At 38.2% G+C, this 17,761-nt stretch carries 12 protein-coding genes and 2 pseudogenes; 10 read left to right on the top strand and 4 right to left on the bottom strand.

All coding sequences use genetic code 11. The features are described 5' to 3' along the window. The 5 genes and pseudogenes from EHQ24_RS19170 to EHQ24_RS01635 all read left to right on the top strand — a co-directional run. A pseudogene (locus EHQ24_RS19170) lies at window positions 1-5,464 on the top strand (hypothetical protein); the annotation flags it as partial. After that, window positions 5,461-6,336: an SH3 domain-containing protein gene (locus EHQ24_RS01620; RefSeq protein WP_135599970.1), complete on the top strand. Its 876-nt coding sequence runs from the start codon at window positions 5,461-5,463 to the stop codon at window positions 6,334-6,336. The pseudogene EHQ24_RS19170 and the gene EHQ24_RS01620, both read left to right, overlap by 4 nt. Window positions 6,337-7,206: 870 nt before the next feature. After that, entirely contained in the window at window positions 7,207-7,758 is a 552-nt protein-coding gene (locus EHQ24_RS01625; RefSeq protein ID WP_135599971.1) for a helix-turn-helix domain-containing protein, read from the top strand. A gap of 230 nt (window positions 7,759-7,988) precedes the next feature. Then, entirely contained in the window at window positions 7,989-8,603 is a 615-nt protein-coding gene (locus tag EHQ24_RS01630; protein WP_135599972.1) for a hypothetical protein, read from the top strand. 375 nt (window positions 8,604-8,978) lie between these two features. Further along, window positions 8,979-9,887: an ArdC family protein gene (locus tag EHQ24_RS01635; RefSeq protein ID WP_135599973.1), complete on the top strand. Its 909-nt coding sequence runs from the start codon at window positions 8,979-8,981 to the stop codon at window positions 9,885-9,887. On the opposite strand, the gene EHQ24_RS01640 is transcribed toward EHQ24_RS01635, so the two are convergent. Beyond that, window positions 9,880-10,707, bottom strand: a complete 828-nt coding sequence (locus EHQ24_RS01640) for a hypothetical protein (RefSeq protein ID WP_135599974.1) — start codon at window positions 10,705-10,707, stop codon at window positions 9,880-9,882. The genes EHQ24_RS01635 and EHQ24_RS01640 overlap by 8 nt on opposite strands. 148 nt (window positions 10,708-10,855) lie before the next feature. Here EHQ24_RS01640 and EHQ24_RS01645 point away from each other — a divergent pair. The 5 genes and pseudogenes from EHQ24_RS01645 to EHQ24_RS01665 all read left to right on the top strand — a co-directional run bounded on the left by EHQ24_RS01645 (window position 10,856) and on the right by EHQ24_RS01665 (window position 16,100). Then, window positions 10,856-11,659 (top strand): annotated as a pseudogene (locus EHQ24_RS01645) (integrase core domain-containing protein). Between the two features lie 162 nt (window positions 11,660-11,821). Beyond that, entirely contained in the window at window positions 11,822-13,018 is a 1,197-nt protein-coding gene (locus EHQ24_RS01650; RefSeq protein WP_135599975.1) for an integrase core domain-containing protein, read from the top strand. Window positions 13,019-13,795: 777 nt separating this feature from the next. Next, window positions 13,796-15,208, top strand: a complete 1,413-nt coding sequence (locus EHQ24_RS01655; protein WP_135599976.1) for a hypothetical protein — start codon at window positions 13,796-13,798, stop codon at window positions 15,206-15,208. 1 nt (window position 15,209) lies between these two features. After that, a complete protein-coding gene (locus EHQ24_RS01660) occupies window positions 15,210-15,560 on the top strand; it encodes an STAS-like domain-containing protein (RefSeq protein WP_135599977.1) in 351 nt (116 codons plus the stop codon). Window positions 15,561-15,623: 63 nt separating this feature from the next. Next, window positions 15,624-16,100 (top strand): hypothetical protein, encoded by a 477-nt coding sequence (locus tag EHQ24_RS01665; protein ID WP_135599978.1) that lies wholly within the window; start codon window positions 15,624-15,626, stop codon window positions 16,098-16,100. Between the two features lie 79 nt (window positions 16,101-16,179). On the opposite strand, the gene EHQ24_RS01670 is transcribed toward EHQ24_RS01665, so the two are convergent. Genes EHQ24_RS01670 through EHQ24_RS01680 form a run of 3 tightly spaced genes read right to left on the bottom strand, consistent with a single transcriptional unit; the run spans window position 16,180 to window position 17,643 of the window. Next, entirely contained in the window at window positions 16,180-17,109 is a 930-nt protein-coding gene (locus EHQ24_RS01670) for a type II toxin-antitoxin system HipA family toxin (protein ID WP_135599979.1), read from the bottom strand. Beyond that, the gene (locus EHQ24_RS01675) at window positions 17,106-17,429 is read right to left on the bottom strand and encodes a HipA N-terminal domain-containing protein (protein ID WP_135599980.1); all 324 of its coding nucleotides are present in this window, start codon (window positions 17,427-17,429) and stop codon (window positions 17,106-17,108) included. Before EHQ24_RS01675 ends, EHQ24_RS01670 begins: the two co-directional genes overlap by 4 nt. Continuing rightward, window positions 17,419-17,643 (bottom strand): helix-turn-helix transcriptional regulator, encoded by a 225-nt coding sequence (locus EHQ24_RS01680; RefSeq protein WP_135599981.1) that lies wholly within the window; start codon window positions 17,641-17,643, stop codon window positions 17,419-17,421. The genes EHQ24_RS01675 and EHQ24_RS01680 overlap by 11 nt, the downstream gene beginning before the upstream one ends. Window positions 17,644-17,761 lie beyond the last annotated feature (118 nt).

Here is a 17,761-nt window from a genome sequence, read left to right on the forward strand (position 1 = left end):
AAATGCTACTGTAAATGGAGTTGGAACTGGGAATATTGCCACTAACACTAGTTATATTGTATCTAAATTTGACAATGCTATTGATCAATTATCCCAAAGAAAGTTTGATGCAGAACCTCCTGCACCAATGGCCTTCACTTCTACAAGTCCAGATGAGGGTAAATCCTATGCGGGTGGAAGTCCTGGAGGATTTGCGGGAGTAGGGGGAACTGTTAGATCCATCCAAGAAAACTTCCTTAGAGGGACCACAAACTATATAGAAAACAAAATTGGTTCTGCCTTTGGGGTAGGGAGTTTTTCTCCTGTTTCCGGATCTAGTGGAGCCTATTCGATCCTAGGTGCTGCTACGGAGAGAAAGGTAGACACGTCTCTTTCTATTAATGGTAAGGATGTATACAACTACTTCCAGGAAACTACAAATGGGGTTTACCAATACTCACAAATTCTCTCTGCCAACGAAAACAATGAAAACATGCAGAGGATTGAACAACAGAAGTTAATCAACCAATATGCTTATGTTGTGAACTGGGATACGAGAACTGAAGGCAACCTGTCTTCCACTAACCAAGCCTATTTGGATCAAATGAATTCATTCCAATGCACCAGAGAATGTAAAGACTACCAATCTGCATTCCAGGACAAATTCCAAAATGAATTAGCTGAGCTAAAGAACCAAGGATTGGAATACATGAATGGCAAACTTGTTAAGAGTTTGACCTTAGAAGAGAAGATCCTTACGGGTCAGGCTGATTATAAAACTCTTACTGATGACCAGAAGAAGGACTTTGGGAAGTGTTTTGCTAACCCTACTGCGGGAGTGTGTGGAACACTACTCGTACAAGAGTTTGATTATTCCATCAATGAAGTGAGTAATGTCGCTACTCTCACTAAACGGATTAGTGATGGATCCATTGCTGGTCGTGATGCAAACGGATACTATTCTGGGAAGAAGGACGAGGTTCGTCACATCAGTTTATCCAATCTGGAGATGGTGAGTGCTCCTACAAACAAGGGACTCTTTGATATTTGGGACAATTCTGATTGGCAATCTTTTGCTGATGCTAGTAGCAATGCCTTAAATGACGTCTACACAAACCTTACTAAAGATGGTACTGCTATTGGTAATGCGACTACAAGTATACGCAAAACCGAAGCTGCTAATGAGAAAGCTTTCCAAGAAAGAAAGATTAACCAAGAAAAGAACGATTCTCTTATACAAGAACTAGCACTAGCTTACTTTACCGGTGGTGCTGCTGGTATACAATCTACCATCAAGGGTAAAATTGAAGACCACATCAACATGGAACTTGCTAAGGCTTGGATCTCTGCTACCGGTGGTAGTGAAGAAGATATACAACTAGCTTCACAGCTAGTAGAGTTTATGAGAGGTAGAGTCGAAATCCGTAATAAGAAAGCACAAGAGGCCATTGGATTTGAAAATCCTTTGGATTTTTTTAATCCAATTAAACGTTTGCAAGTAGAAATCAAAGCTGTTGAACAAGCAGTAAAAACCGCCTATACTACTTCAACTGATATCTTAAACCGGGCAACTAATGGACTTTTTGGATCCGTTTTGAATGTTATACGTTTACCATATACAATGATTGCTCAAGGAGTCATGGGTAAAGAAGCGTTCAATGATACAATGAACCAAATTAATGCCAAAGAAAATCGCATTGCAGAAATCAAAGCAAGAGAATTTGAAGTTGCTAAAGGTGGAGTCAGCCAAGCGATTGCTGGTGCTACCGGATTACCATTGGATCTTGTCTCCAATATGGTTACTGATTACCATGGAGAAAAACAAGCTGCCAGAGTTAGACAAACTATGCAAAGAGATCCTTTTACTTACATAGGTGCAAATGTAGTAGGAGTTGTTGGGGGACTTGTAAAAACTGTTGCGGTTGCTGGAGGTGTCACAGAGTCAGAATTCCAGTCTGCAATAAATGCAACTCATTCACTAGCGAATATAGGAAATTATAATCCTGCAAGTTATACACAAGCTAGTTTAGCCTTCTCATACCAATACTTTGGAATGCAATCATCTGTGGCGCATCACCATACTGCCGTGATTGATATTTCTAATACAAGAGCCGTTGTTGATGAACTAGGTAAACAAGCAATTGCTAACCAGATCGCCACCTCTATGGGAATTGATCCTAGCATTGCTAAGAGTTTTGTAGACAAAGGTTACGCAGATCATCAGCAGAGAATCAACGATAGGAAAGCACAAGCTGCAGCAATTGAACAGGTTGCAGTTACGGCTGCTACAACGGCTCTTACTTTTGGAGCTGGCGCAGCTCTTGGGGCAATGATCAACTCTGCAAATTCAGTTATCAGTGCTATAGGGAACTTTATCAATTCAGCTGGTGCTTTGATGGGTAGTGCTGCTACAACAGGTGCTAGCTTGGTTACTCAAGGTGGACAAATGTTATTCTCTGCTATTGGAAATACGATTGTCCAAGGTGCATACGGAGCTAGAAACGGGATTGAAGGTGCCCTTGCGGGTATGGCAAACGGTATTCTTGGTGGCGTTACACAGTTCATGGGCCCAATTCAGTCTGGACTGTTCGCGGGTATCACGCCCGGTCTTGGTGTCACTTATTCACCTAGCGATGGTTGGGGTGGATCTATTGGTTTAGGAAACTCAACTACCAATGCCAGTATCTCCTTCTCACAACGAGGAAATACTACTTTCCAGGGTTCCGCAGGATTAAAAGAAAATCTCCAACTAACGGCAAATGTTACCACCAATGGTCAGGCAACAGTAGGTCTTGCTATGGACACAGATAGCGGTTTTGATTTTTCAATGGACTATGATCTAGCTGGATCCGGACTTTCTGCCGGCCTTGGGTATACTATACCGGGAACGACATTGTCACTCACCTCTACAGTAAGTAGGGATGGTTTATCTACATCTTTAGAATTCGAAGGTAGAGGCATCGCCACCAACGGTCCGGATGGATTCCAAATGGATGAAATCAATTTTGCTGAGCAAAATATCAATGCGGCTCAAGATAAAACCCAAAAAGACCAGAACACCGCTCGACTGATCGCAAGCGGCGAATATTCTGCTAACGATGTGGCTAAGATGAGTGATAATGATTTTGACCAGGCTGTTGCTAACCTACCAAAAGAAAACTCTAACGCCATTGAGGCATTCTTTGCGGACATGGGGGATTATATAGATAAGAATATAAACACTGGTATTGACTACGCTATTGCGATTGGTGGGTCTCTTGCGAGTGGCGCTGCACTCTTTTATGGAATCGGAACGACTCCTGGTGAGGGGAATTCACCTACGATTCCTAATACTCAAACTGTTGTCGTTACAGAGCCGAATAGGAAGAGGGAGGATGAGGACGGAAATACTATAGATAATCAAGACCCACCGAAGGCATCAGATCCGCCTACACCTCCTAACGTCGCACAGGCCATGCCAGCACCAGGTGGGAAAAAAGAAGAGGGATCGAAAGCTTCTGATCCAGCGGCAAGTCCTACAGAAAGAGGTCAAAAGCAACCAGACCCAGCACAACCTTACAATCCCGACAGTAAATTAAATAAAGTAATGGATGATTTGAAAGGGAAGTCTCCCGCTGAAATCAAAAAATATTTCAGCGACCTAAGCCCTTCAGAAATAAACCAGCTAGTGAAAGACGGAAAAAACCTGACAGGCACATTGAAAGCAACAGAAACAGTAATTACCAAAACAGATAAGGTTGCTGTAAAGGAAAGAGAAATCAACCCTGCAAAAGAATCCGATGTTCGCAAAATAAATGACAAAGTAGAAAGTTTTATCAATCAGCAACTCATCAAAAATTATGCAGATTCGTTAGCAGCCCACGATTCGAATTACGATACTTCTAAAAACAAATACGATCAGACTATTGCAAATTCAGAAGCAATTCGATTGATGGGTGAATCGATTGTGAAACTTGATTCTGATTCTCCATTACGTCAGCAATTAGAGTCCACAAGAAAGCTGCTAATTGAAACATCAGCAGCAACCAGTGGAGCGATCAGTACATTTCTGAAAGATGTAAGGCCAACTGCGGATCAGTTAATTGCTGCTTCAAAAAAACTGGAGGATTATCAAAGTGGAAAGATCCAAAATTTAGATGCAGAAACATCCAAGCTGATAGCGCACCAACTTATTTTAGATAAAGATTTCGCCGCGATGGCTCAACCTCAATCCTTAAAGGATTCGTATGTAGATTTAAAGGCTAAACAAGCAGCCGCCGAAAAAGGATTTGCAGACGCAATCAAGAAATTTGAAAATAAAGAAATCACTCAGAAAGAACTGACAAAACAATTGGGAGATCTCGAATCAGCTTATAAAAAAGCTTTATCGACTCACAATGAAAATTGGAAAAAATATGAAAGCGATGTTGCTAAAATGATCCAGACAAGAGATACAGATCGTAAGATTTCTGTAACAAGTTTAGACAAGATAACTGCTGGAATCGTTGTCGATGGTCCAACAAAGTATAATGATGTAACTGCGAAGTATAAATTATACCAAGACGAATCTGGCAATATGAAACTAGTTGCGAGCGGCGATGCGGCTCTTTTAGAAAGGGCCGCACAGCAAAAGGATTTTGCAGATGCTTTAAAGACACTTCCAAAAGACTATTCAATTAAAATTGATCCAGATACTGGAAAAATTCTAACTGGATTAGATGGGAAGCCACTTTCTATGAATCCTACTGATGCAGATAGAAGAAGAGAAGCTTTGGATGCAATCAAAAAAGACTTAGGTGGTGACGTATTCGATCCAAAAAACAACCCTAACTTTGCTAAGCTGGAAGCTATTGGAAATTTTGAGCAGCGTGAGGTAAACGGTGTGACTGTATATACAACGTCGGTTAATGGAGTTACATTTGATTTTATCGGTGACCATAAAGTAACACCTGAAAGATCTATTTTAGAAGCAGATGGTGCCAATTGGATGAAACTTTCGCAAGCGGCTGAGAATTCTAAAATTGAGTCACTCGGACTGACTTCAGTGAAACGCGATGACTCTAGTAGCCATGGGGGTGGATATTCATTTGATGTAGGCTCGGTAACAGATACAGATGGAAATGAGATTTTAATTTCTCACGGAAACAAAGATTTTATAGCTGGTGAAGTTCCCCCTACTCCGCAGGCTCCGCTCGATCGATTTTTAGATCAAATTGCAGGAAACGACTCTAATAAGTTTTCTTATAACCCTTACTATATGGTGGATGGAAACGGGAATCGAACACCTAACTTTTTTACAGCAGTAACCCCAGATACAAATTGGTCGAAGGGAAACTGGGAAACACTTGAGGATTCCAAACAAAAGGAATATGCCAAGGCGATGAGAGAATTAGCAATTCAGTATTCAAAAGATAATAATCTTCCTGAGATCAAATTGTCAGATGATAATGTTAAGCAAATGTGGAACCATAGGCATCATTTACATGTAACAGAGGTTTCTAAATGAAACCTTTTGTTTCCTTTGTCTTTGCATTGATTCTTATATCATGCACTTCGAATTCCGCTAAATCAGAACCAGTTTTATCGCCTAGTTCTGATAAGACTACTTTGATTGAAGAAATTCAATTTTTAAAAGATTCCGGATTCCCGCTCTCTCCAGAATTTGAGATATCAAGCTTCCCGACAAAAAGTAGAGCGTATGAAGAGGAAAGAAAAAAATATAAAATATTAATAAAAGCCTCATCAAAAATTAGGATGCTTTCCGTATATATCGAAGATAATTATACATATTTAAGTTCTCCACGAATTGGAAAGAGTAAAGGCTTCAGTTTTGACAAAGGTAAAATATTGGAAATTTATAACCGAGAACCGATTCTTCCAATTGTAGAAGACGGGAGAGCCTTTGATAACTCGTTAACAGGTATCAGCTTCAAATACAGTAATGGCATCCTTTCAGAAGTGGCATGCTATTATCATTTCGATCCTTGCGACGAAAAGATACTGCTCGAACCTTCGGGAGAAATCAAAAAAGTGATCAAGGAGAAACAATCCTGTAAAAAAGGCTGTGGAAACCTAGTTTTCTTCCGTGCTCCTGGCTTCTACAAAATCGCAGACAACAAAGTACGTGTTCGCAAAGAACCCTCTACCAAATCAGAAATCATCACGGAATTAAATAAAGACACACCAATTGAAGTCATCGCGGATGCAGAAGTCTATGAAGAAGTGTTTCCGCACTACGGCACTTGGGGCAAAGTCAAATTAGATGATGGACGGGAAGGTTATGTTTACGGGGCATTCCTCCGAGCTCCCGCTGAACCGGATGTTGTAGCAATTCGGGAAAAAGCAGAAGTTTGGAAAAAAGCAAAGAATAAGAAATGAATTGTATGATGATATGATCAAGCCTACTGGGTATTCTGCTAATTAGAATAGGTAGCAATGGGTAGTGATTTGAATTCAATACCGCGCGCCAGCGATTGCAGCGGAAATCCTTTCCGTAGGAAAGATTGTAGCGTAAAGCGCGGTCGGTTATAGATTGAAGTAATGGCCATCAAACAAATGCGAGGCGCCCAAATTATTAGCAATGCTAGTATCTCTTTCTCTCAAAGAGGGGATACCACCATACAAGGATTCGTTAACTTAAGGCTTACTACAAATATTACCACCAATGGCACGAATGGGTTCCTAATAGATTGGATCTATTCTGCCTGGAAAATAAAAAACTAACACCTAACGAATTAGGCTTATCGACGTACCCAGTAAAAAAATGCTTGTACTGTTGTGGTACTTCGGCTAGAGTAGTTCGTAAGTAATCCTTAATCGGGTTAAGTCAAACGCCCTGGAAGGTGTGGTAGCCAGCCAGGGCAAATTTCTCCTCCAAGACCAACTTTCTTTTGCACCACCGCCAGACCTTCGGTAAGGTAGTGGTAAAAATCCCAGATTTATGTCTCTTTTATTTATTGACAGTTTATCGACATCGGTACATTTAGGGATCGTTCGGTGGACACTGCCGGACACGGCTCTACCACATAGCCGTTATGACTTAACTCGGAATTCCTAAAAAAAGTTCCGACGGAACGTTCGAAAGAACTTTCCACTTTCTCGATTTTACTTCGACCGAAGGTTTGTCTCGTTTTGAAAAACCAATGGCAAGTAGAGTAGGGGAGTGATGCGTTCGATGAATGCATTGGCATAAAAACGACCAGATGCTCGTAGCCGGAGTCAGTGTTCATTTGGAAGAAGGAACCTAAAATGAAAACCAACCGCACAGGAATTTGGATTCCCAGGGAGATTGAATGCCTTCCGGATTTGAGTGTTTCTGAAAAGTATCTGCTTTCAGAAATTCGATCATTAACTTTGGCTAAAGGGTGTTTTGCATCGAACACTTACTTTGCGAAACTGCTTGGGAAAAAACCCGATACTATCTCTCGGATGATTTCCAAAATGAGAAAACGAAACTATATCTCACAACTTTCCTTCGATGGAAGGAGACGCGAATTGTCATACTGCTTAGGAATTACTTCCGAACCGGCAGTGGAAACAAAACCAAGTGCTCCCGTGCAAAAATCCAAGGCAGATTCGGAAGTTTCAGCGGTTCCTTTTGTACCTATTACAACAAAAGTACATAACATAATTACAAAGAATCCTTTGGAAGTATGGAAAGAGTTTTTGCATTGGACAAACCAATTGGCACCTTCGACTCGCATTCGGATCCAGTCGGCCGTTGGGCCTGAGAGTTTGGCAAAACAGGATCTGATCTTTTGGGAAAACTTTACGGTGCGACTGCGGCCAGTGTTGCAGTAGAATAAAGTTAAGAGAATTGTTTGGTAAGATAGAAGTATTGCCTAATCCTGAATCAACTGGCAATCCTGTTGTAACATTAGAGGTTTACGGTTGAAGGGAAAAGTTTTCTCAGTGAACAGTGGTAATGATAAATTTTGAGGTAATAAGTCTTGCGGCACATTTATAACAATAAGATTATAACTTTATTTTTGGTTTCGTTTTTATTCCTTAACTGCAAAAAAGAAACCCTAGTGGTAGAGAAAGAAGTTACAGAAGAGAAAATATTATTGAATGAAGCGAATTCTTTATTCAACACAATTCATATTAATCGAGTTTTTGAAATTCCTTATGAAAATTACCAAAGAATCGATCCAGCTCGTTTCAGAAAAGAGATCGGTGATCAAGAAGGGAATATTCAGGTGTATGATTTTTATGAAGTTATACACAAACAAGTAAGTGAAACCTACTTTGCTATTCACTTTGACAAAGAAGCTGGGGGATTTGTTTCTTATTTACAAGTTGGTTTTTGGGCAGGGATCGATACACTAAAAGAAGTATATTGCATTAAGTTTACGAAGGAGTTCCGTGATTGTCGACTTAGTTTTATTTTATCACCATACCCGGATATGTCGCCTGTAATCATCTATCTTCGTTCCAAAAATGATAAGTTATTTTATCTAATGCATCCAGACGTAGACCGGCCAATGTTCTTTGGACATGGACATATTGAATCGAAAGAATTCTTGGAGAGTGCAAAGGAGGCATATAAGCTTTACAAGTTAGAGAAAAATGCTCCTCCACTTACTGAATTCGGGATTAAAGAAGCAGATGCGCAAAAATTGGAAGAGCTACTCGGTCAGGATTAATAAAACAATCAAACACTAGTAGTAATTAACTACATTTCGGAAATAGTTTTCCCCATTGTTAAGTTTTGTAGTGTAATCTGGTTTCATGATACACAAAAGAAGCGTTTCTTTCGCTGCAATTGTTATGGCTTCAAACGAACTATGGGCGTTCCCAGGTGGGCCTGAGAAAGTTCGTTCCGGAACGTGGGCTACGATTCGGTTTGCTAGAAAGACAGGGAAGCCAGTGAGGTTGTTTTGGCCTGATGGAAGTGTAGAGTAGGGGAATTGTCGGTTTTATAGCTCCCATTTGTCCTAGGTAGCCTGTCAGAGGGTATTTTTGACGGATTTTTTCCCAAGAAATGTGACACTTTTAGAGTCGGCCTTACACCTATTGGTATGAATAAGAACAATTCAAAGACAATTATTAAAACTATTACAAATCATGTGATGGAGGCAATTAAGTCAGGTAGTCTTGGGAAGTGGGTCAAACCATGGCAAAGTTTTGGATTTCCAAGGAATGCAAAAACATATAAACCATATGGGTTACTGAACAGTCTTTGGCTCACAGGTAGCTTAGAGAAATTTGGGTTTAAATATCCGGTTTGGGCCACCGAGTTACAATGGAAAAAACTTGGTTATCATCTAAAAGAAGGGGAATCTGCAAAGACTGAGGTTTTGTACCCTTGTCGTGTTCAGGTTCCAAACATTCCCAAAAAGAAGAATACTGTTGAGGATAGCGAAGAAGAACAAGAAGGAGCAGAGATCGAGTATAAATCATATTCGGTTTATAAAGCACATCCAGTTCTTAACATTGCGCAAATGAATGTTCCTAAAAGTGAATATGATACGTTCATAAGGATGACGATTCAAAATGCCCCTGATAGAGTAGATCAGTTTGTGCAATCGATCAAACATAAGATGGAGGAGGTTGGAGTTGATCAAGCATCTTACGTGATTACTTCGGATACGATTCGTATGCCTAAAAAAGAGTATTTCAAAAGTGAAACCGGCTATTGGGCAACATACTTACATGAGTTAGGCCATTGGACAGGTGCCTGGCATCGACTACACAGAGACTTCTCGAAAGGAAAAGGCAATTACGCTTTTGAAGAATTGGTCGCCGAACTATGCTCGGCAATCTTTGCAGGTGAATTTGGATTTAGTGGAGAATTGCAACATAGAGAGTATATTGGGTCTTGGTTGAGCATTTTGGAAAACGATCCAAAGGCGATAGTTAAAGCGGGATTTCTTGCGATGGAAGCTGCGGATTATTTGAAGGATGAGGCGAGGAGGGGGGTCATTTAAGAGCCCACCTTAATTCGTTTCCCCAGGTTGCAAAATTTTTTGCAACGTCCATATTCCAGCCCATTCCAAACCTGCTTGTTAAAAATGGTAAATTGTAAACTGGAATTTTTTTATCGCCGAATGAGAGTTCTGAACAAAAGTAACCTTTCAGTTTCGCAGCGTAATCATTTTCTTTAAACTTGATAGGATCGCTGGATTCACCAAAGGGAGATTTGATTCCTACTGCTGTGCTATGATACTTTCTAGTTTCCTTTCCTAAACCTAAACAAATGATCACATCTGGCTTGTATTTTTTTATTAGATTCCGGAATAAAGGAAATCTATAATCGATACACTTTTTCTTATAAATTTCTTTGGGTAATTTATGAGAAAATGTTCCCCTATATTCATCAATCGAAGCATCAAATTTTTTGCGCGGGAGTGGAAAAAGATTTAGTTTAAAAATTGGTGAATCTTTGCCATAAAGGGTATTCTTTATAAAGTTTTCGTCAACAACGTCGTCCTTTTGCTGAGTTAGCCCAATCGCAAAATTTGCTAATAAATTATCGAACGGATTTTTTAAGAGTATATTGTCTTCTTTCGTATCACCTGTCGAAAAACAATCTTGATCTCTGTATGGAACCAGAATTTCTTCATTATTTAACTTTATAGTTTCATACCTATAATTCCATTTTTGAAATAAATCTAAATTGCCATACCATTCTAGCCCAATTACCCAAACTTTTGCATTGATATTGCCACCATCGCAACCAGCTAATGTAGAAAAAAAATTATCTGGAGTTGATTTGATGAGAAATTGTTCGAATTGAGGAATCTGCATGGGTGTCGTGACAGATTGAATTTAGTATGAATGAAACTAGCAGTAAAGGAAAAATTTCGTTCATTTAAAGGTATAAACAGGTCAGATAGGTAACAAAAGAGACAACTCACAAGGGTAACACCTACATTGAGTATCGGAGGAAGATCCGATGCTTTGGAAGGAAACCAAAGTGATAGAAGAAAGAATCAAATTTATAGCAGCTTTTAAAAGTGGAAAATTGTGTTTTGCTGATCTTTGCAGAGACTTCCAAATCTCAAGAAAAACTGGATATAAATATCTTAAGAACTACGAGTCGGAAAGAATTGATGGACTCAAAGATAAATCCAGAAAACGAATCACCCAATCCGCAGTATTTGAAAGGGTTTTTAAAGAATACGGACTTCCACTTGCTATCAAGTCGGATAATGGTGCGCCATTTGCAAGTAAGGCGATAGGAGGTCTGACAAGTCTATCCGTATGGTGGTTGAAATTAGGAATACGTCCGGAAAGGATCCAACCAGGGAAACAATCTCAAAATGGTCGGCATGAACGAATGCATTGAACTCTAAAAGAAGAAACCGCATTGCCTCCCAGATCAAGTCTAAAAGCTCAACAGAATTCCTTTGATAACTTTCGTGATGAGTTCAATCAAATTCGTCCTCATGGAGCATTAGGATTTCTAACTCCTTCTAAGGCATACAAAAAGTCCATTCGCGAGTTTCCCAGAAGGATCCTTGAGGTTGCCTATCCAACTCATATCGTTACAGATAAAGTCCATGAAAGTGGTTTTGCGCAGTATAACGCTCATAGAGTCTTCTTTGGGAATCCATTTATTGGAGAGTTCGTTGGCTTTGAAGAGATCTCTGACAGGCATTGTCGTCTATACTATGCGAACGCAATTCTAGGAATTTTGGATTTATATACAAGTAAAGTGTTGCAATACCAGAAACTATTGCATAGAATTGAAGAGTAAAACTGTAACCCATGTAAGTGATCTAAAGTGTTACCGATGTGCCTTTCTGTTAAAAAAGGTCTGTACTTACTTCTTCCTTTACAAATTGATCTCAATACATCCTTTACGCATTAGATTTTAATTTTTCGATTCAGAACACGATGTACACACCAGGAGTGTGTCATGACCTGGAAGGAGACAAACGTGTTTGAAGAAAGAATGAAATTTGTTGTTGCGTGGAAACGTGGAGGTTGGACTCTCACAGACCTTTGCCATGAATTCAATATTAGTCGGGTCACTGGATATAAATACTTAAAACAGTATGAGCGTTATGGTCTTGATGGTTTAAAAGACAAAAGCCGAAAGCCCAAACGACACCCGCACCAAACTCGAAAGAAGATCATTGAACTCATCTTACAAGAAAGAAAAGATCATCCTAGATGGGGAGCAAGGAAACTTTTGGCTTCGTTATCCGCTAGGATCCATATGATCAAGAAGTGGCCTCATCCGAGTACTGTTGGTCGTATCTTAAAACAAAATAATCTAATCAAACCTCCTAAACGAAGGATACGAAGGGAAAGTATCGAACAACCGTTTTCTCATGCGCTTGGTCCCAATGATATTTGGTGCGCAGATTTTAAGGGTCATTTCACTGTAGGGAATGGAGAAAGATGTACCCCATTAACCGTAACTGATGCATACAGTCGATTTTTACTCTGTTGTGAGATTGTGGCAAAGGCGGATACAGCCAATGTAATCAATGAATTTACGAAGTTATTCATGGAGTATGGTATGCCTCTTGCAATTCGAACGGACAATGGAACTCCGTTTGCATCGAATGCTCTTGCAGGACTTAGCAAACTCTCCGTTTGGTGGATTAAACTTGGAATTAAATTGGAGCGTATCGAACCTGGTAAACCTCAACAGAATGGTCGGCATGAGCGAATGCATAAAACGTTAAAAGAAGAAACGGCTTTGCCGCCGAGATCGAGTTTAGAAGCCCAACAGAAAGCATTTCGGGAGTTTCAAAAGGAGTTCAACTATCTGAGACCCCATGAAGGAATCCAGAATTCATTTCCAGCAAATCATTATAGGAAGTCCAAACGAAAGTTTACCAATTGGATCGTAAAGGCTTCTTATCCAACAAACATCATGATTGGTGAAGTGAATGATATAGGGAATCTTCATTTTGAGGGATACCGCATCTTTTTGTCTTCCGCTCTGGCCTTGGAAGAAGTTGGGTTAGAAGAAATCTCAGATAGACATGTGAAGATTCATTTTTATGGAGTGAGTCTTGGAGTAATAGACTTATACACAGGAAAATTGTTGCATTTTAAAAACCCAATTCCATCTTCATTAGCGTCTGAATCAGGATTTTGATGCATCTTTTTGTAAAGTATGTATTGGAACAAAGCTGTAAAGGATGTACGAGTACACTCAAAAACCTATCACTTGTTATGCGACATAATCTATATTCTAGGAAGCTGAGTATTGCCTCATAATTGATGGTATTCCAAATAAAAATAATTTGGATGAAAGACATGTAATTATCCGCAGAAAACATAAACAGTCGAACGATCGTTTATAGTGAGAATATCAAAAAAACTCTCGGTAAGTTATTGGTCATCATGGATGGCATTTGTGGAAAAAAGTCACTCGCTCAGATTTCACTTCTTTGAGGTTTTTGAAGGTTTCAAACTTGGAGTATTGCCTTCAGCACCTTTGTTGTCGCGACGTCTTTGATCTGGTTTACCTGTAGATTTTGCAATTGGTTTTGGACCTGGTTTCAATCCCATCTATATTACCCTCTGCTTGTGCTTTGTTAAGTATACAAAAGTTTACACATAATACTTAAATTTGTCAAGACCTCAATCAAAAAAATACTCTATTGGCTTTGCTAAGAGGGCTTCGCAATAAAAATCTTTTCAGGACACCTCCAAAACAAGATATAATAATACTTGAATAAAATTTCAAGACACTCAAATTTCAACTAACTACGGCTTACCGCTTCGATCTGATTAGACCGCATAGGTTCCTGGCAATCCTTTTGCTTGCGTAAGAATCGCTTCAGGTCCTAACTCGTCTTTCGAGGATCAAGGCCTGACTATGTCTGGCAAGCTTATTTCACTTTATGACGTTACTTACCCAAATTGAGAGATGTATCTGAAAAACTTTAAACTGTTTAAGCAAAAAAGAGATCTCAAACTTGCAAAGAGAAAACTCTTAAGCAAAAAAAAACTTAAAAATAAAAGAAAACTAGAGTACTCTGAATATGTACTTAGGAAAACTAATCAAACTATAAGTTTAGTCTTTAATGAAAGCAAAAGAACATGGATGCCAACAAACCTATCCTATCTCTTGAATTGCAGTAAATCTGTCTTCCACATTGAAAAAATTAGTAAACCAATACCAAATAATAATGGTTATTTCAAAGTTCCTGCTCATTTTTCAATTATAGATAACCCCAAAGAAAGTTATAATTTTATAAAAAATTTATTGGGATCTTTGATAAATGAATCTTATACAAAAATTTATATTGATTATAACGATTGTGTAAAAATCGATCTAAGTGCACAATCTCTCCTAGATATAATTTTGAAAGATGTAATCGCTTACTTTAATTACAGAAAAAGATCCCACCTTATCGAGGCCAGTAAAGTAGTAGAAATAAATGGTATTAATTTTAATTCCGAAGAAGTAGAAAAGCTACTTCATTCAGTGGGATCAGTTGCAATACATTCAAATAGGCATACTTCCTATCCTGAAATCATACCTTATCCACTCTGTATTCACTCCAGGGACCAAAATATCAATAAGATCAAACTCGAAGAACAGAAAGAATTAGATACGACAAAACTTGTTGATTATGTCTTATCCTGTCTAGGCAGATTAAACCGAAAATTAACTACAGATCGGATTGAAGATTTAAGCACTGTGATCGGAGAAATTCTGATCAATGCCGAAGAACATTCTACAACGAAATATAGATTCTCTATTGGTTATTTTCATGAATTCGAAGGAGAAGAACACTATGGAGTTTTTCGACTAACGATTTTAAATTTTGGTCAAACTATATATGAAAAATTCAAAGATGACAATTGTCCAAATAAGGATGTTGTTGAAAAAATGGAAAAACTATCAAAGCAATATACTGCAAAAAAGCTATTTAAAGGACGCGAATTTGAAGAGGAATCACTGTGGACACTTTATGCACTCCAAGAAGGGGTTACATCTGTAGCCCCAGAAAGTTATAAAAAAAGGGGGAATGGCTCTATTCGATTTATCGAAAGTTTCTTCAATATCAAAGGCAAGATGAAAGAAAAAGAAGAAGTATCCAGAATGGTAATACTTTCAGGGAATACAAATATTACCTTCGACGGTTCGTATAATATAGTAGACAAAGAAATACATTCAGATAATTTTAAGATGATGACCTTCAACGATTCTGGGAATATTGAAGATAAACCAGACAATAAGTTTGTTAAGCACGTTGATCAGTATTTTCCTGGAACAATTATAAGCGCGAAAATTTTATTCAACGACGATGACTTCCGCTCAAAGGGACAATGATATGAAAAGCAAAGAAAACAAAATCTATCTAGAAGATTATCGTGCAAAGGGAAAAGATGGTAATATAGCTAAAGTATTCACTGGTAGGGATCGCGGTATGCACGTTAGAACTAGTGCAAAGCTAGATGAGCTAGAGAACAAATTCTCAGAGATTGAAATCATCATTCCAGACAACATTTACTCGATCAATCCCTCATTTTTTGAAGAACTCTTTATTAATGTTGTATTAAAATTAGGCAAGGACGAATTCAGAAAAAAATTTAAGTTTACTTCAGAAGGAGAATACAATCACGAAAGGGCTCTGGATGAAGCAATTGCTAGAATTTTAAGACGTAACTCTGCATTAGGTTAATACATGATTGACCTTGTCTTTTGCATCGATTCGATTATTCTGGATGTTCTGTATAAGGTCTCTATGATTTTGATCGCTTTATTCAATTCTGGGTTTGCTTTGAAAATTTTTTTGTCCAACAGCAAGAAAGATGAAATAAAAAGGGAAAAAGATAGAAAGATCCAATTACTAAAAATTTTGGTTTTAGATCACAATTTAAAATATTTTTACGATATATTCGAAAAGCTAGAAATGAAGCTTCATCTATTAGAAAGAAAAAATTTAAAACTCAATACTAAAAAAACTATAGAAGGAGATATCTCCAATCTCTTTATTCAGCTTCGTCGTAAATTTACTGACCCATTATTAGCCATCGATAATTCATTCTATGATAGAATTTTAAAAACTTTGGATGACCATCAATCAAGCATAACTAATGCAATATTTAATGAAGGTATAAATCTCTCCAATAAAGAAAAATATAATGAAATCATTTCAGAAGAACATTCTGCGGTAAAATCTGATATCTTAAGAATACTCTTTTCTTATAAAGGAGACTGATTTCTAGTATTAGAACTTCATTTAATGGTGGCTTTTTCTGTCTTGTTCGTCTCAGGATATAAACAACTTTTTCTCGTCCCTACCAATCTAACCTCTTCCCCCTTTCTTGGATTAACTTAACATACTTCTTCGTATCAGAATTCCAAAAAGGGTATTCAGTGACTTTCTTTAGGAGAAAAGGAATCCTGGTTTGGATTTGATTCAGTGTTTTTCCAATGACAGATTCTGTGAGTTGGATGGATTTTCCAAATGCGATAATATCATCGATGCTGATTTTATTTTTTTTGCCATTCAAAGTAAGAGCTAGTTCTTCATTGTCTTCCTTAAAGAATAGTTTGACCGCAAGTAGATCATAGGCAGGCGCTAACTTAATTCTGCCATCGAGATCTGTTTGGATGGAGAAGTTTTTTAGATGCATATCGGAATTCCCTGTAAGTAACGAAAAAACAATCATTTCGAAGTAACGAACCAAATCAATACCAGGAGACGATGTATGTTGTTTGATCCACCGTCCGATTGATTCATAAGAACCTTTATATTTATCTTCCGTTAGGCGTTCTGTCAATTGACAAAAATCTTCCTGAGCAATTTTGGTATTTCCTATGCGATCAAACCTTTTGGTGATATAGGCAAGTTCTCCTGATTTGAGTCGGATCAGTGAAGCGGTTGCTACCTGAAAAGAAAATTCCTTTGCGAGTAACATGGTAAGATGTTCATTTTCTGGTAAATTCGCATACTCTTCTGAAGGCGGTTTGAGGATAAAGTGACCATTACTTGTAAGAATCGTAAGTCTTGTTGACTTTGGATTTGTATCATCAAGTTCGAGAGAGATCTTTGACTGAGCACCTGTAACAGTCATTCTTGACTCTATGTTTTGTTTTGCCATCTCACGAATTGATTTGATATCAATATCAATTTCTGGAATTTGATTTTTCCCAAATAGAAGTTTACTACAGTGCGGATGATAGTCTGCTTCACTCGCTTTTGCACAGAGAAGACAAAATTTCATTTTTCTTCCCCTTTTACACTAACTGCACCAATACAATCTTCACAAACAGTCAGTAGAATACCGAATCGATCTTTTCGATTCAGTTTCCAAATATTTTGAGTGAGGTTGAGAAGCCAGCCTTCTGGAATCAACCCATCAAAAAAAGGAAATAATGTTTTCGAAAGATAAACTTCTTTTCTTTTTGGTAATGTGAAACTGATTGCAGGACAAGTTTCGTCATTTAAAAATGTTTCATTGTATTTGAAGGCATAACCGTCTTCATTCTCAAAGATTTCCCCTGCCAAAATCTCTCTGTAGAAAACCTTACCTTTACGATACATTTACTTTCTCATTTGATATAGGTCCAGGGACAAGGGTTGCACCAAAGGCTTCTAAAACTTGATTTACTTTGTCCATTCGTAGAGAAGGTTTTCCCTGTTCCAATTCTCGTATGAACCGCAAGCCAACACCTGTCATACGAGCCAAATCTTCTTGGGTCAAAGAATTTTTCTTTCGTTCCCCTTTGACAAAATCGGGTAAATTGACTACTGCCATACTTATACCTATTCGGGTATAAAATGATAAAAGTAAAGTATATTATACCCGATCGGGATTATTTTCAACAGATCAGGCTTTTTTATACCCCAAAGGGTACAATCTAGAAAATACCGAA

Origin of the sequence: Leptospira noumeaensis, from assembly GCF_004770765.1 — a bacterium.
Classification (GTDB): domain Bacteria; phylum Spirochaetota; class Leptospiria; order Leptospirales; family Leptospiraceae; genus Leptospira_A; species Leptospira_A noumeaensis.

Bases quoted from the DNA above. Each gene is read 5' to 3' on its own strand.
- EHQ24_RS01620 (WP_135599970.1), top strand. From the start codon at position 5,461: ATGAAACCTTTTGTTTCCTTTGTCTTTGCATTGATTCTTATATCATGC.
- EHQ24_RS01625 (WP_135599971.1), top strand. From the start codon at position 7,207: ATGAAAACCAACCGCACAGGAATTTGGATTCCCAGGGAGATTGAATGC.
- EHQ24_RS01635 (WP_135599973.1), top strand. From the start codon at position 8,979: ATGAATAAGAACAATTCAAAGACAATTATTAAAACTATTACAAATCAT.
- EHQ24_RS01640 (WP_135599974.1), bottom strand. From the start codon at position 10,707: ATGCAGATTCCTCAATTCGAACAATTTCTCATCAAATCAACTCCAGAT.
- EHQ24_RS01650 (WP_135599975.1), top strand. From the start codon at position 11,822: ATGACCTGGAAGGAGACAAACGTGTTTGAAGAAAGAATGAAATTTGTT.
- EHQ24_RS01655 (WP_135599976.1), top strand. From the start codon at position 13,796: ATGTATCTGAAAAACTTTAAACTGTTTAAGCAAAAAAGAGATCTCAAA.
- EHQ24_RS01660 (WP_135599977.1), top strand. From the start codon at position 15,210: ATGAAAAGCAAAGAAAACAAAATCTATCTAGAAGATTATCGTGCAAAG.
- EHQ24_RS01665 (WP_135599978.1), top strand. From the start codon at position 15,624: ATGATTTTGATCGCTTTATTCAATTCTGGGTTTGCTTTGAAAATTTTT.
- EHQ24_RS01670 (WP_135599979.1), bottom strand. From the start codon at position 17,109: ATGAAATTTTGTCTTCTCTGTGCAAAAGCGAGTGAAGCAGACTATCAT.
- EHQ24_RS01675 (WP_135599980.1), bottom strand. From the start codon at position 17,429: ATGTATCGTAAAGGTAAGGTTTTCTACAGAGAGATTTTGGCAGGGGAA.
- EHQ24_RS01680 (WP_135599981.1), bottom strand. From the start codon at position 17,643: ATGGCAGTAGTCAATTTACCCGATTTTGTCAAAGGGGAACGAAAGAAA.